Source organism: Acetobacterium malicum subsp. dehalogenans DSM 11527 (assembly GCF_000472665.1).
Classification (GTDB): domain Bacteria; phylum Bacillota; class Clostridia; order Eubacteriales; family Eubacteriaceae; genus Acetobacterium; species Acetobacterium malicum.
In genome coordinates this window covers 31,151-43,983 of record NZ_AXAC01000025.1, presented here as the reverse complement: position 1 = coordinate 43,983, position 12,833 = coordinate 31,151, and the positions used below count along the sequence as shown (strand labels likewise).

The window sequence follows — 12,833 nt, the reverse complement described above, 5'->3', positions numbered from 1 at the left end:
CATCATTTTACTTGTTATCATAACGTTCCTTGGCTTTTTGATAGGCTTCTTCCTGAGCTGCATCGCGCTCGGGAATTTCAACTGATGGTTTTTTTCGCTGTTGCTCCGCTGGCTGATAGGATTTTGAACTTTGTATTTTTTTATTTGAAGCCGGCCGTGTTAATGGCTTTTTCGGCTCATCACTATGATCCTTCTTACTGCCTTTAGGGGCATTGGGATTGGCTGCAGCCCGTTTGGCTGCCAATTCAGCTTTTCGTTCTTCTTCAGCTTCTTGAACCCGACGTTCAGCTTCTTCGATAGAAATATCCGGTTCCGGAATTCGCAACATGATAAATTGCTGCACAAAGGTAAAGATGTTCTGAACGACCCAGTAAAGCGCGACCCCGGCCGGCATCGAAATGGAAATATATCCAATCATAATCGGCATGGCATAAAGCATGATTTTCTGCGTTTTAGCATTGGGATCATCCGGATTGGTAACCGGTTGTGCTGCCATCGTAAATTTTTGTGTGATAAAGGTAAATAGTGCCGCTAAGATCGGTAATACATAAATCGGATCCGGGACACTTAAACTTTCCATCCATAAAAAGGACATGTCAATTCCGCTGATGGTTCCATTGACAAACACCCAGGTTTCTGGATGCAACAAGGTCTGATAGAGACCAATTAAGATTGGAAACTGTAATAATAGCGGTAAACAGCCGCCTGCTGGGTTAACCTTAAAAGTTTTGTAGAGTTTTAAGGTTTCTTCATTTAATTTTTCTTTATTATTCTTGTACTTTTTGTTAAGCTTCTGTAATTCTGGCTGAAGGCGTTGCATATCCTTCATGGATTTGGTTTGTTTAATATTAAGAGGCAGTAATAACACCTTCATAAATATTGTAAAAATGATGATTGATAATCCATAATTATGAACAATTTCATAAATCTGGAATAGCATCCAACCAAAGATCTGGTATAAAAACTCCATTCATTAACTCCTTAAGTTCTTCTCCCTAACGTTCTAAGGAAGGGGATCATATCCCCCGGGATTAAAAGGATGGCATCTAAGAATGCGTTTTCCACCCAAATAGCTTCCCTTTATGACACCGTATTTTTCAACGGCCAAAATAAAATACTCTGAACAAGTGGGACTGAAACGACAATTATTTCCTAACAGAGGCGAAATAAATTTCTGATATCCTCTGACAATTAAAACTAGGAATTTCTTGAACATCCTATGGCCTCATGAGATTCTTCTTATAAAACAAATGTTTTAACGATTTTTCCAAACTACTATATGGCACTTCTTTAATGGATTCCTTAGCAATTAGAATAATATCATAACCGTTTGAAAAAGAATCTTCATTAAGACGATATGCCTCTTTTATTCGTCTTTTTACCTTATTTCTAATAACAGCTTTTTTAGAAACTTTTTTACTGACTATTATTCCCAAACGATTAGTATTCGCTTCGTTCTTAATATAATAGATCACAAAGACTTTGTTTCCGAACACATCCCCAGCTTTAAAAACACGTTTAAATTCATTTTCCTTACTCAGGGACTTTATTTTCACCAAAGGAATTCTCCTTAATTTTTATTAAACAAAAGACCGCTTTTGAAAAACGGTCTACAAAGGATTATGCTGATAATTTTTCTCTTCCTTTTTGTCTTCTCTTCTTCAAAATAAGTCGACCGCTTTTGGTAAACATTCTTTTTCGGAAACCATGTTCTTTTTTACGTTGTCTAACTTTTGGTTGATAAGTTCTTTTCACTTCGACACCCCCTGACTAATACTTTATATTCATTTGTTTATAAGCAAATAAGACTTTTACCCTAGAATTATATAATCTCGCTTATTTTATGTCAAGTCATATTATCAAATCTGGGGCGTTTTCGCAAGCTTTATGTTTATTTTAATTATATTGAATGCCTCCCCACAATTTGTTATACTAGGTTTATCAACCGAAATGTGGATAAGTTCTCTGAAATTGTCCAATTAATCCACAAATTTCGGGATTCTGTGGATTAATTGGGGATAACTTGTCGATATTTTTCAACTTTCCGTTTATTTTCATCTTTTTTTGTTGGTAAAACTTTTTTAAGTTATCAACAATTATTCTTATAATTTGCTTGATTTATTTGGCTATTCACATTAAAATAGATTCTCTGTGCATAAGTTAAAATTTTATCCACAATGACACGACTTAAATTTATTAGAAATTGGAGGTTCATTTAATGGACACTTCCTTTAAAAAAATATGGGATGCCGCACTTGAAATTATCAAACCGGATATTAGTCCAACCAGTTTTAACACCTGGTTCTTAAAAATAAAGCCCATAAACTACGTCAATAACACCTATTATTTCCTATCAGAAAATGAATTCGAAAAAGGCATCCTGGAAAGTCGACATATTCCTTTAATCACCAATGCCCTGGCTGAGGTTACCGGAAAAACCGGCCAGGTGAAAATCGTTTTAAAAGAAGAAGATGCGATGATCCCCCAAAATGACGCTTCACCGCAGATCTCGATCACCAATGTAGAGGATAAAATATCAAATTATCAGAATAACTCGATGAATCCCAAGTATACCTTTGATAGTTTTGTTATCGGCGAAAACAACCGTTTCGCCCATGCTGCCTGTGTAGCCGTTTCCGAAGCACCATCAGAACGTTATAATCCACTCTTTATCTATGGTGGCGTTGGTTTGGGAAAAACCCATCTGATGCAGGCCATCGGTCATTACATTTTATCCTATGCACCCCATAAGAAGGTGGTTTATGTATCCTGTGAAAAGTTTACCAACGACTTTATCGATGCGATTCAGAACAAAACCAACATTTCGTTTCGTAATAAATACCGTAGCGCCGATATCTTGTTAATTGATGATATCCAGTTTTTAGCAAAAAAAGAAGGAACTCAGGAAGAATTTTTCCATACCTTTAATACCCTGCACCAGGAAAATAAACAGATCGTTATCAGTAGTGACCGTCCGCCCAAAGAAATACCAACCCTAGAAGAACGGCTCCGTTCCCGTTTTGAAAGTGGTCTAATTACTGATATTTATGCCCCTAATTTTGAAACCCGGATCGCTATTATCCGAAAAAAAGCCGAATCCTTCAGCGATGAGATCCCCAACGAGGTCCTGAGTTTTATCGCTGACAGTATCCATTCCAATATCCGGGAGCTCGAAGGCGCTTTAACGACCGTCTTTGCTTATTCAAAATTACATAAGGTGCCGATCAATCTGGACTCAGCCAAAAATGCCCTGAAAGATATCTTTAGAAAAAAAGAAGATATTGTCATCACTGGCGAATATATTAAGGAAGTCACCGCCAAATATTTCAATATTACGGTGGAAGATATGAATTCCAAAAAAAGAACCCGTTCCATTTCTCTGCCCCGTCAGGTGGCGATGTATATTACCCGCGAAATTACCGATCTGTCGCTGCCACGGATTGGCGAAGAATTCGGGGGCCGGGATCATTCCACGGTAATCCATGCCTGTCAGAAAATAGCTGAAGAAATGGATACCAATACTGATTTTAAAAACTTAATTCTACGGATTGAACGGGAAATCAACGGTAATTAACAACCCACAATCTCTGTCGGTGCAATGCAGCAGTTATCCACAATTTATCCCCCGGTTTTTTTCCGGTTTTTTTGTACTGTCAACTCATTTGCAGAGTTATTAACAGTATCAACACCCCCTACTACTATTACTATTATTTTAATCTATATATTTATATATAAAAGGGGTTTTCAAATTCAAAAAGGAGCGATTATTTATGAAATTCAATTGTTCAAAAGAAAGTTTAATGGCGGCGTTATCGATTGCTCAAAAAGCAGTTTCATCAAAAACAACTATGAAAATATTGGAAGGTATTCTTTTTAGTGCCTCTGATAATAAATTATTATTAAGAAGTACCGATCTGGAAATCGGCGTGGAAGTTACAATTCCGGCTGAAGTGGAAAGGGTTGGCGAAATTGTTTTAACGGCTTCGATCATTAGTGAATTGATTCGTAAAATGTCCGGTTCTGATATTTTCTTTGAAAGTGATGAGCATCATCAAATAAAAATAGAATGTCTGTTATCTAATTTCACCTTAAAAGGATTATCCGATGAAGAATTCCCGGATTTCCCGGAAGTCATTGACGATCATATTTTTACTATTGATGCTGCTGTTTTGAAAGAACTGATTAAAGGTACCTTGTTTTCAGTGGCCATCAATGAAAATATTCCGGTTTTGACTGGTGTTAAAATAGAGCTTCATGAAGATAACATCAATTTGATTGCCCTTGACGGGTACCGGTTAGCCCTCAGATCCGGAAAAATAAAAAATCCGGTAGCGGAAGACCTCAGTGTTATTATTCCGTCAAAATCCTTATCTGAAATCAATAAGGTACTGGCCAGTTACAGTGGTGATGTGGTGGTTAAATTTTCCAAAAATCAGATCTTTTTTGAAATGGATAATACCCAGTTCACTTCAAGGCTATTGGAAGGGGACTTTATCAATTACAAACAGATCATTCCCGGTGAAAAGGCCACCCAGGTTAAAGTCAACCGCCGGCTGCTGCTGGAAAGCAGCGAACGGGCCGCACTGCTGGCCCGGGAAGGCAAAAATAACCTGATTAAAATGGATTTTAATCAGGATCAGCTGATTTTAACCTCCAATGCCGAAATTGGCGATGTTTTTGAAGTAATTCCGATTGAAAACCGCGGCGAGTCTTTAAAAATAGCCTTCAATTCCAAATTTCTGATTGAAGCTCTGCGGGTGATTGAAGGAGAAGAATTGATGATTGATATGACTACCTCAGTTGGTCCGGGGGTTTTGCTTCCTATCGAAGGTAATGATTTTATCTATTTAATTCTACCGGTTCGGATTGCTGAAGAAAATTAAATACGCAATCTAAAATAATGATTTAAAATAGTAAAGAAAACAGTGATTTTAAAATAGCATTAAAAGTAGTTTAAAAGATCAGAATTATGCAAATGATTCGTTGAAATTTTAGACTATTTTTTATTTTTATGTTATAATAGTTTGATTCGCAGATAAACATATAAAAATTTAATCAATTTTGGCATAAATAAAGGGGATTCGTGTAATGCTCTTTCATTTTTGCCAAAAATATAATGCGTGGGGAAAAATATGCAAATAATTGAAATTAACACAGAGTTCATAAAAATTGATCAGCTGATTAAATATGCCGGTATTGTCGGTAATGGCAGCGATGTCAAATTGATGATTTTAGACGGCCTGATTCGGGTCAACGGGGAGTTGTGTACCCAGCGAAATAAAAAAATAAGAGATGGTGATCTGGTAGAAATTGAAGATTATGATACCCTGCAAGTAAAAGGGATCGGGAAACCATGTTTATCGAAGAATTAAAACTCATTCATTATCGCAATTATGAAAATGAATGCATCACACCTCATAGAGGAATCAATATTATCATGGGCGAAAATGCCCAGGGAAAAACAAATCTTATTGAAGCTATGTTTTTTTTATCCCGAGGTTACAGTCATCGTGCTTCAAATGTGGCAGAACTTGCCCAATGGGATCATGATGATTTTTTTATGAATGCCCGGGTTGTCAGCGAAGGGGTCAAACATACCCTCTCAGCCAAAAGTCATCAGGGAAAACGCCAATTTTTACTGGATGGCAAGGTGAAAAAAAGAGATAAGATCAATGGGATTTTCAATACCATCCTCTTTGAACCGGATGATTTGAAAATTGTCAAAGAAGGGCCTGATAAAAGACGACGGTTTCTTAATCAGGAAATATCCGGCTTCCGTCCAGAGTACCACTATATTCTAAGAGATTATGAAAAAATATTGAATCAGAGAAATTCGCTGTTAAAGAGTATTCATTATGAACCCAGCCTGATCACGACCCTGGATGTTTGGGATGATCAGCTTATTCAAACCGGGGTTCGGTTAATGAATCACCGGATTCGCTATCTCCATCGACTTAACCGGGAAGCAAATAATCTGCATCAAATACTCAGTCTTGGCAAAGAAACTCTTTCATTATCCTATCTGAATAATATTATCGATTCCTTGGAAGAACTGTCAGAAATAAAAAATTTATATAAAAAACGTTTAGAATCCAGCCGGGAGGAAGAAATTTCACGGGGTTCCACGATTTATGGACCCCATGTGGACGACATGATCATTCAAATTAACGGAAAGGATGCCAGGCGCTATGGATCCCAGGGTCAACAGCGTTCTGCCGCCATTTCCCTTAAATTGTCCCAAATAGAGATCTATTATGACAACACTGGAGAATACCCGGTGGTCCTGTTGGACGATATCTTTTCTGAATTGGATGAACATCGCCGCAAGAGCATTCTCTCGCTTTTAAATAAAACCCAGGCATTTATCACCTGTACCGAAGATATCTTAAACGATGGCAAAGGTGAACAAGAAAACCGACACATCATTGAGATTGTTCAGGGTAAGGCCCAGGTAATCATTAATAAATAATAATTAATAAACCATGAAAATCAGGAGGAAAACATGCCAGAAAACAAATCAGATAATTATACAGCTGATCAGATACAGGTCCTCGAAGGATTAGAGGCTGTTCAAAAAAGACCGGGAATGTATATCGGAAACACCGGCTCCCGGGGCTTACATCATTTAGTTTATGAGGTGGTGGATAATAGTATTGACGAAGCCCTGGCCGGCTATTGTAAAAATATCAGTGTCACCATTCATCAGGACGACTCCATTACGGTTGTCGATGATGGTCGGGGAATTCCCACCGGGATGAACCATGCTCAGGGAAAAACCGGGGTTGAACTGGCCTTAACCGTTCTTCATGCCGGCGGTAAATTCGGCGGCGGCGGATATAAGGTATCTGGTGGACTTCACGGAGTTGGGGTATCGGTCGTTAATGCCTTATCGGAAAAACTGACCATTGAAGTCAAGCAAAAAGGCCAGGTCTTTTTTCAATCCTATGAAAAAGGGAAACCAACCTGTGATCTGACCGTGACCGGAACCACTAACCGCACCGGAACCACCGTTTATTTTAAACCGGATAAGGATATTTTTGAGGAAACCGACTATGACTTTGACATCCTGGAACATCGTTTAAGAGAATTGGCTTTCCTGAATAAGGGCGTTTCGATTAATCTGATTAATGAAAAAGAATCACCTAAACGGAAAGAAACCTACTATTATACCGGCGGGATCCATTCCTATGTGGAATACATGAATCGCAATAAAGATCCGCTTTATGATAAGATTACCTATTTTGAAAAAGAACAGGACGATTATGCGTTGGAAATCGCCTTTCAATATACCACTGGTTATTCGGAAAATATTTTTTCCTATGCCAATAATATTAACACCCCCGAAGGGGGAACCCATCTTAATGGGTTTAAGAGCGCGCTGACCCGGACTGTCAATACCTATGCCCGGAAAAATGGCTTTTTAAAGGGAAATGATAAAAATCTCACCGGGGAAGATGCCCGGGAAGGTTTAACCGCGATCGTCAGCATCAAGCTGCTGGATCCGCAGTTTGAAGGTCAGACTAAATCAAAACTGGGAAATACTGAAGTTAAGGGGATTGTTGAAACCATTGTTGGCGATCAGTTGTCAGCCTTGATGGAAGAAAATCCGGGAATTGCCAAAAGTATTATTGAGAAGACCTTATCAGCTGCCCGAGCCCGGGAAGCAGCAAAAAAAGCAAGGGAGTTTACACGTCGAAAAAGTGCCCTAGATTCTACTGCGTTACCGGGTAAACTGGCGGATTGCCGGGAAAAAGATCCGGCTCTTTCAGAAATATATATCGTCGAAGGGGACTCGGCGGGTGGCTCAGCCAAATCCGGTAGAGACTCCAAAACGCAGGCGATCTTACCCCTGCGTGGTAAGATCCTGAATGTTGAAAAAGCCCGATTAGATCGGATTCTCACTACCGATTCCCTAAAATCGATGATTATTGCCTTTGGAACCGGGGTCGGGGATGAATTCAATGTCGAAAAAGCCCGTTATCATAAAATCATTATCATGACCGATGCCGATGTCGATGGAGCCCACATCCGGACTCTGTTATTAACCTTCTTTTACCGCTATATGCCAGGTCTGATCGAAGCTGGATATGTTTATATCGCGCAGCCGCCACTGTATAAAATCACCCGGGGAAAACAGGTTGATTATGCCTATACGGACCGGGATCTGGAAAAGAAGCTGGAAGGCGTGGAAGATCGTTCCCGGATCAGCCTGCAACGATATAAAGGTCTTGGGGAAATGGATGCTCATCAACTCTGGGAAACGACCATGGATCCCAGCGTGCGAACCTTGCTTCAGGTCAATATTGAGGAAGCCTCTTATGCCGATGAAATCTTCACGATTTTGATGGGTGATAAGGTTCAACCCCGTAAAGAGTTTATCGAACGGAATGCTAAAAAAGTTAAGAATTTGGACATCTAGTCAAGAAGGAGTAACGTTAAATGCAAGAAATAATTGAATTTGATCGGATAAAATCGATCAATATTGAAGAAGAAATGAAAACTTCCTATATTGACTACGCTATGAGTGTCATCATAGGTCGGGCCTTACCGGATGTTCGGGATGGCTTAAAACCGGTTCATCGCCGGATCATTTACGCCATGAGCCAACTGGGCTTAACTCCCGATAAAACATTTCGTAAGTCGGCCCGTATTGTCGGGGATGTTCTCGGTAAGTATCACCCTCATGGTGATTCGTCAGTTTACGATGCGATGGTGCGGATGGCCCAGGAGTGGTCGATTCGTTATCTGATTGTTAATGGTCAGGGTAACTTTGGTTCAGTCGATGGTGACAGTGCCGCGGCGATGCGTTATACCGAAGCAAAAATGGGTAAAATAGCCGCCGAACTGCTACGAGATATTAATAAAGAAACCGTCGATTTTATTCCTAACTTTGATGAATCAGAAACCGAACCATCGGTTTTACCATCAAAATATCCCAACCTTTTAGTTAATGGTTCCTCCGGAATTGCGGTTGGGATGGCCACCAATATTCCACCCCACAATCTGGGCGAAATCATCGATGGCACCGTGGCCTTTATTGAAGACCCGGAAATTACCATTGATGATCTGATGAAGCATGTCAAGGGACCAGATTTCCCCACCGCCGGGATTATTCTCGGTAAATCCGGTATTAAAAGTGCTTATCGCACCGGTCGGGGCCGGATTAAGGTTCGCGGTAAGGTTGATATTGTCACAACCAAAAAAGGCAAAAAACAGATTGTTATTACTGAGATCCCCTATATGGTTAATAAATCCAAGCTGGTTGAGAAAATCGCCGAGCTGGTTAAAGAGAAAAAAATCGAAGGAATCTCCGACTTAAGAGATGAATCCGACCTGAAAAAAGGGATGTCAATTATCATTGATTTAAAACGGGATGCTAACGAAACGATTATTTTAAATCAGCTCTATAAGCATACTCAGCTCCAGGAAACCTTTGGGGTGATTATGCTGGCATTGGTCAATAATGAACCGAAAGTGCTTAATTTAAAAGAGATCCTCTTTCACTATATTGAACATCAAAAAGAAATCATCACCAGACGGACTATTTTTGATCTAAAAAAAGCCGAAGCTCGCGCTCATATTCTGGAAGGGTTAAAAATTGCCCTCGATCATATTGATGAGGTGATTAAGTTAATCCGGGCGGCTGCCGATGGCAAAGTAGCCAAGGAGCAATTAATTGAACGCTTCAGCCTTTCCGAAGTCCAGGCCCAGGCGATTCTGGATATGCGTCTCCAGCGTTTAACTGGTCTGGAACGGGAAAAGATCGAAGAAGAATATAAAGAACTGATGCTTACCATTGCTAAACTAAAAGCTATTCTATCGGACGGTCAGCTGGTTCTCAATATTATCAAAGAAGAATTAATTGAGATCAAAGAAAAATATGGTGATAAACGTCGCACCAACTTTGATATCGATGTTGAAGACTTTGAAATTGAAGATCTCATAGAAGAAGAAGAAGTGGTTATTACGATGACCCATATTGGCTATGTCAAGCGGATTACGGCTGATAATTACCGCTCACAAAAACGGGGCGGCAAGGGTATCACGGCCCTCAGTACGAGAGAGAATGACTTTGTCGAACACCTCTTTACGACCACAACCCATCACTATCTGATGTTCTTTACCAATCTTGGTAAGGTCTATCGCTTAAAAGCCTTTGAGATTCCCGAAGGTGGAAGAACGGCCAGAGGAACGGCCATTGTCAACCTCCTGCCATTGGAAGAAGGCGAGCAGATTGCCACCATGATTCCGGTCAAAGAATTCACCGCTGACAAGTATCTGATTATGGCGACCAAGCAGGGGATTATCAAGAAAACCGATTTAACCGAGTATGACACCTCCCGTAAAAATGGTATTATCGCCATTAACTTGCGAGAAGGGGATGAGCTGATCAATGTGCGGTTAGTTGAACAAGATGAAGAAATCGTTATGGGAACCCAGTGCGGTTATGCGATTCGCTTCAATTCAGAAGAAGTAAGACCGATCAGCCGAACATCCATTGGCGTTCGGGGAATTGATCTGCGCGAAGATGACGTGGTCGTCGGGATGGATATTGTCAAAGAAGAGCTGTTTGTCCTTTGTGTCAGTGAAAACGGCTATGGAAAACTCAGTGCATCTGATTTATACCGTCCGCAAAAACGGGGTGGTAAGGGTGTTCAAACCTATAAGGTCACCAAGAAAACCGGTGAACTGGTGGGCTTCTGTGTGATCAGCCGAGATGGCGAAATCATGATGATCAATAATCAGGGGGTTGTGATCAAGCTGGAAGGCAATGACATTACCGCGGTTGGTCGCAATACCCAGGGTGTCCGTCTGATGAAATTAAAACCGGAAGAATCCATTGCCACCATTTCTAAAGTTTATAAGGAGGATCCAGTGGATGATCTCGACGACGATGAAGGCGAAAATCAAATAACACTCGTTGACACCACTGAAAAAGAATAATGGACTCGTTAATCCATATTGATCGCATTCAAGTCAACTGTACGGTCAATGATCAGTTTGATGCCATTGCTTTAGCAGCCAGACCGCTGCTTAAGCAAGGGTGTATCACTGAAGATTTTGTTGAAGCGGCGGTGGAAAGGGAACGAACCTTTCCCACTGGTTTACCCACCAAAATAGGGGTAGCTTTGCCCCATACTGAAGCGAAATATGTATTAAAAGAAAGTATCTCTATTGTTACCTTAAAAAATACCATTGTTTTTGCCGGCATGGGAAACCCCAAAGAGAGTATTCCGGTCCAGATTGTTTTTTTGCTGGCCATCAATGATCCTGAAAAACAACTAAGGATATTACAGACCATTATTACCATTATTCAAAATGAAAAAATGCTAAAAAAAATAAAAGCAGCAAAAGACCCCTATACCATTTATAATCTCATTAAGACATTTTTGTAAAAAAAAACACAGGAAATAAAAGAAAGTGAAGCGAATGAATATTAAAATAGCACCTTCCATGCTCAGTGCAGATTTTGCCAATCTGGAACGGGATCTCAAAGAAGTAGAAAAAAATGGCGCCGATTATCTCCATGTCGACATTATGGATGGTCATTTTGTCCCCAATATCACTATCGGCCCCGATCAGGTCGCACAGCTGCGAAAGGTGGTGGATATTCCTTTTGATGTCCATTTGATGATTACGGAACCGCTTAAGTATATTGACCAGTTTGCTGATGCTGGAGCAGATATTATCACCGTTCATGTGGAATCGGACGGGGATATCCAGGCGTGTCTGGATGCCATTGTCAAGAAAGGGGTCAGACCCGGGCTGGTGGTTTCACCGGACACATCCCTGACGGTGATCGAACCTTATCTTGATCAACTCAGGATGATCCTGATTATGTGTGTTTATCCCGGTTTTGGCGGACAAAGCTATATCCCGGCCAGTACCGCCAAAATAAGAGCCTGTCGCCAAATGATTGGCAACCGGAACATTGACCTTCAGGTTGATGGGGGGATTAATTTTAATACCTTAACAGAGGTGGTAGCAGCCGGGGCCAATGTGGTTGTTTCCGGATCCTGTTTGTTTAAAGGTGATATGAAAGAGAACATAGGACAATTTAGAAAAATCATCCAGAGATAAATTCTAAAATTGAAAGAGGGAAAAACGATGAAACTTGTTTTAGTTGCGTGTGGAACAGCCCTGGCAACATCAACAGTGGTTGCCAAAAAGATTGAACAGATTGCTCAGGAAAATGGCATTGAGTGTCGGACAGTTCAAGCCAAAGCGGTTGATGCATTTAAAAAATATCAAGAATTACATCCGGATGCGATTGTGTGTACCTGTCAGCTGGAAGGGGATATTGATATCCCGGTGATTAATGGCCGTGCTTTTTTAACGGGAATTAATCTCCAAAGTACCATTGATCAGTTGATTGAGATATTGAAAAAATAAAATTGACAATTGATAATAATTTAACGTATAATAAATCTGGTTGGATCTAAAAACGAAGAGGATAACAAATATTGATGTGAAATCAATAGAAAACGCCATGAAGGTTAAGTGTGATTAGCTTTCATGGCGTTTTCTATTGTTTGTTTTTTAATAAATTAAAGTTGACTTTACTATTAGGGTATGCTAAACTTCAAAAAAATTAAATAAATTAAACTAAATCAAGGTGCCAATTCGAAAATTGGAGAATAGGGAAGCTTAAAAAGCACGGACCCACCACTGTATGTAGGGACAAATTCTTTTAACCACTGAGCCAGAGCTTGGGAAGGGAAGAAGGCGGATGAACTATGAGTCAGGAGACCTGCCTTAATTAACACGCATGAATGCCGGGGAAAAAACAGTCATGCAAAATGATACCTGTAAATGGGAAGGGTTTCTTTTTA

The 12,833-nt window shown here is 40.1% G+C and carries 13 protein-coding genes and 1 riboswitch; of the genes, 9 read left to right on the top strand and 4 right to left on the bottom strand.

Features of this window, described 5'->3' with window-relative positions:
* Positions 1–7 precede the first annotated feature (7 nt).
* The 4 genes from A3KS_RS0110645 to rpmH form a co-directional block, all read right to left on the bottom strand.
* On the bottom strand, positions 8–970 hold the full coding sequence (locus tag A3KS_RS0110645; RefSeq protein WP_026394915.1) for a YidC/Oxa1 family membrane protein insertase: 963 nt from the start codon (positions 968–970) through the stop codon (positions 8–10).
* A 33-nt stretch (positions 971–1,003) separates the two neighbouring features.
* Complete coding sequence (gene yidD / locus A3KS_RS0110640; protein WP_026394914.1) at positions 1,004–1,216, bottom strand: membrane protein insertion efficiency factor YidD; 213 nt, start codon at positions 1,214–1,216, stop codon at positions 1,004–1,006.
* A gap of 1 nt (position 1,217) precedes the next feature.
* On the bottom strand, positions 1,218–1,556 hold the full coding sequence (gene rnpA, locus A3KS_RS0110635) for a ribonuclease P protein component (protein ID WP_026394913.1): 339 nt from the start codon (positions 1,554–1,556) through the stop codon (positions 1,218–1,220).
* A 64-nt stretch (positions 1,557–1,620) separates the two neighbouring features.
* Entirely contained in the window at positions 1,621–1,755 is a 135-nt protein-coding gene (rpmH, locus tag A3KS_RS23165; protein ID WP_084504966.1) for a 50S ribosomal protein L34, read from the bottom strand.
* Positions 1,756–2,218: 463 nt separating this feature from the next.
* Here rpmH and dnaA point away from each other — a divergent pair, with 463 nt between their 5' ends.
* The 9 genes from dnaA (at position 2,219) to A3KS_RS0110590 (ending at position 12,393) form a co-directional block, all read left to right on the top strand.
* Positions 2,219–3,574: a chromosomal replication initiator protein DnaA gene (gene dnaA / locus A3KS_RS0110630; RefSeq protein ID WP_026394912.1), complete on the top strand. Its 1,356-nt coding sequence runs from the start codon at positions 2,219–2,221 to the stop codon at positions 3,572–3,574.
* A 196-nt stretch (positions 3,575–3,770) separates the two neighbouring features.
* A complete protein-coding gene (dnaN, locus tag A3KS_RS0110625; RefSeq protein ID WP_026394911.1) occupies positions 3,771–4,883 on the top strand; it encodes a DNA polymerase III subunit beta in 1,113 nt (370 codons plus the stop codon).
* A 249-nt stretch (positions 4,884–5,132) separates the two neighbouring features.
* A complete protein-coding gene (locus tag A3KS_RS0110620) occupies positions 5,133–5,372 on the top strand; it encodes an RNA-binding S4 domain-containing protein (RefSeq protein ID WP_026394910.1) in 240 nt (79 codons plus the stop codon).
* A complete protein-coding gene (gene recF, locus A3KS_RS0110615; RefSeq protein ID WP_026394909.1) occupies positions 5,354–6,469 on the top strand; it encodes a DNA replication/repair protein RecF in 1,116 nt (371 codons plus the stop codon). Before A3KS_RS0110620 ends, recF begins: the two co-directional genes overlap by 19 nt.
* Before the next feature lie 33 nt (positions 6,470–6,502).
* Positions 6,503–8,419: a DNA topoisomerase (ATP-hydrolyzing) subunit B gene (gene gyrB / locus A3KS_RS0110610; protein ID WP_026394908.1), complete on the top strand. Its 1,917-nt coding sequence runs from the start codon at positions 6,503–6,505 to the stop codon at positions 8,417–8,419.
* A gap of 20 nt (positions 8,420–8,439) precedes the next feature.
* A complete protein-coding gene (gyrA, locus tag A3KS_RS0110605) occupies positions 8,440–10,944 on the top strand; it encodes a DNA gyrase subunit A (protein WP_026394907.1) in 2,505 nt (834 codons plus the stop codon).
* Complete coding sequence (locus A3KS_RS0110600) at positions 10,944–11,396, top strand: PTS sugar transporter subunit IIA (RefSeq protein WP_026394906.1); 453 nt, start codon at positions 10,944–10,946, stop codon at positions 11,394–11,396. Before gyrA ends, A3KS_RS0110600 begins: the two co-directional genes overlap by 1 nt.
* A 34-nt stretch (positions 11,397–11,430) precedes the next feature.
* Positions 11,431–12,081: a ribulose-phosphate 3-epimerase gene (gene rpe / locus A3KS_RS0110595; RefSeq protein WP_026394905.1), complete on the top strand. Its 651-nt coding sequence runs from the start codon at positions 11,431–11,433 to the stop codon at positions 12,079–12,081.
* Positions 12,082–12,108: 27 nt separating this feature from the next.
* Positions 12,109–12,393 (top strand): PTS sugar transporter subunit IIB, encoded by a 285-nt coding sequence (locus tag A3KS_RS0110590; RefSeq protein WP_026394904.1) that lies wholly within the window; start codon positions 12,109–12,111, stop codon positions 12,391–12,393.
* Between the two features lie 204 nt (positions 12,394–12,597).
* Positions 12,598–12,773: riboswitch (cobalamin riboswitch) on the top strand.
* The last annotated feature ends 60 nt before the right edge of the window (positions 12,774–12,833 follow it).

Excerpts from the sequence above, each read along its gene's own strand:
- A3KS_RS0110645 (WP_026394915.1), bottom strand. The coding sequence starts at position 970 with ATGGAGTTTTTATACCAGATCTTTGGTTGGATGCTATTCCAGATTTAT.
- yidD (WP_026394914.1), bottom strand. The coding sequence starts at position 1,216 with ATGTTCAAGAAATTCCTAGTTTTAATTGTCAGAGGATATCAGAAATTT.
- dnaA (WP_026394912.1), top strand. The coding sequence starts at position 2,219 with ATGGACACTTCCTTTAAAAAAATATGGGATGCCGCACTTGAAATTATC.
- dnaN (WP_026394911.1), top strand. The coding sequence starts at position 3,771 with ATGAAATTCAATTGTTCAAAAGAAAGTTTAATGGCGGCGTTATCGATT.
- A3KS_RS0110620 (WP_026394910.1), top strand. The coding sequence starts at position 5,133 with ATGCAAATAATTGAAATTAACACAGAGTTCATAAAAATTGATCAGCTG.
- recF (WP_026394909.1), top strand. The coding sequence starts at position 5,354 with ATGTTTATCGAAGAATTAAAACTCATTCATTATCGCAATTATGAAAAT.
- gyrB (WP_026394908.1), top strand. The coding sequence starts at position 6,503 with ATGCCAGAAAACAAATCAGATAATTATACAGCTGATCAGATACAGGTC.
- gyrA (WP_026394907.1), top strand. The coding sequence starts at position 8,440 with ATGCAAGAAATAATTGAATTTGATCGGATAAAATCGATCAATATTGAA.
- A3KS_RS0110600 (WP_026394906.1), top strand. The coding sequence starts at position 10,944 with ATGGACTCGTTAATCCATATTGATCGCATTCAAGTCAACTGTACGGTC.
- rpe (WP_026394905.1), top strand. The coding sequence starts at position 11,431 with ATGAATATTAAAATAGCACCTTCCATGCTCAGTGCAGATTTTGCCAAT.
- A3KS_RS0110590 (WP_026394904.1), top strand. The coding sequence starts at position 12,109 with ATGAAACTTGTTTTAGTTGCGTGTGGAACAGCCCTGGCAACATCAACA.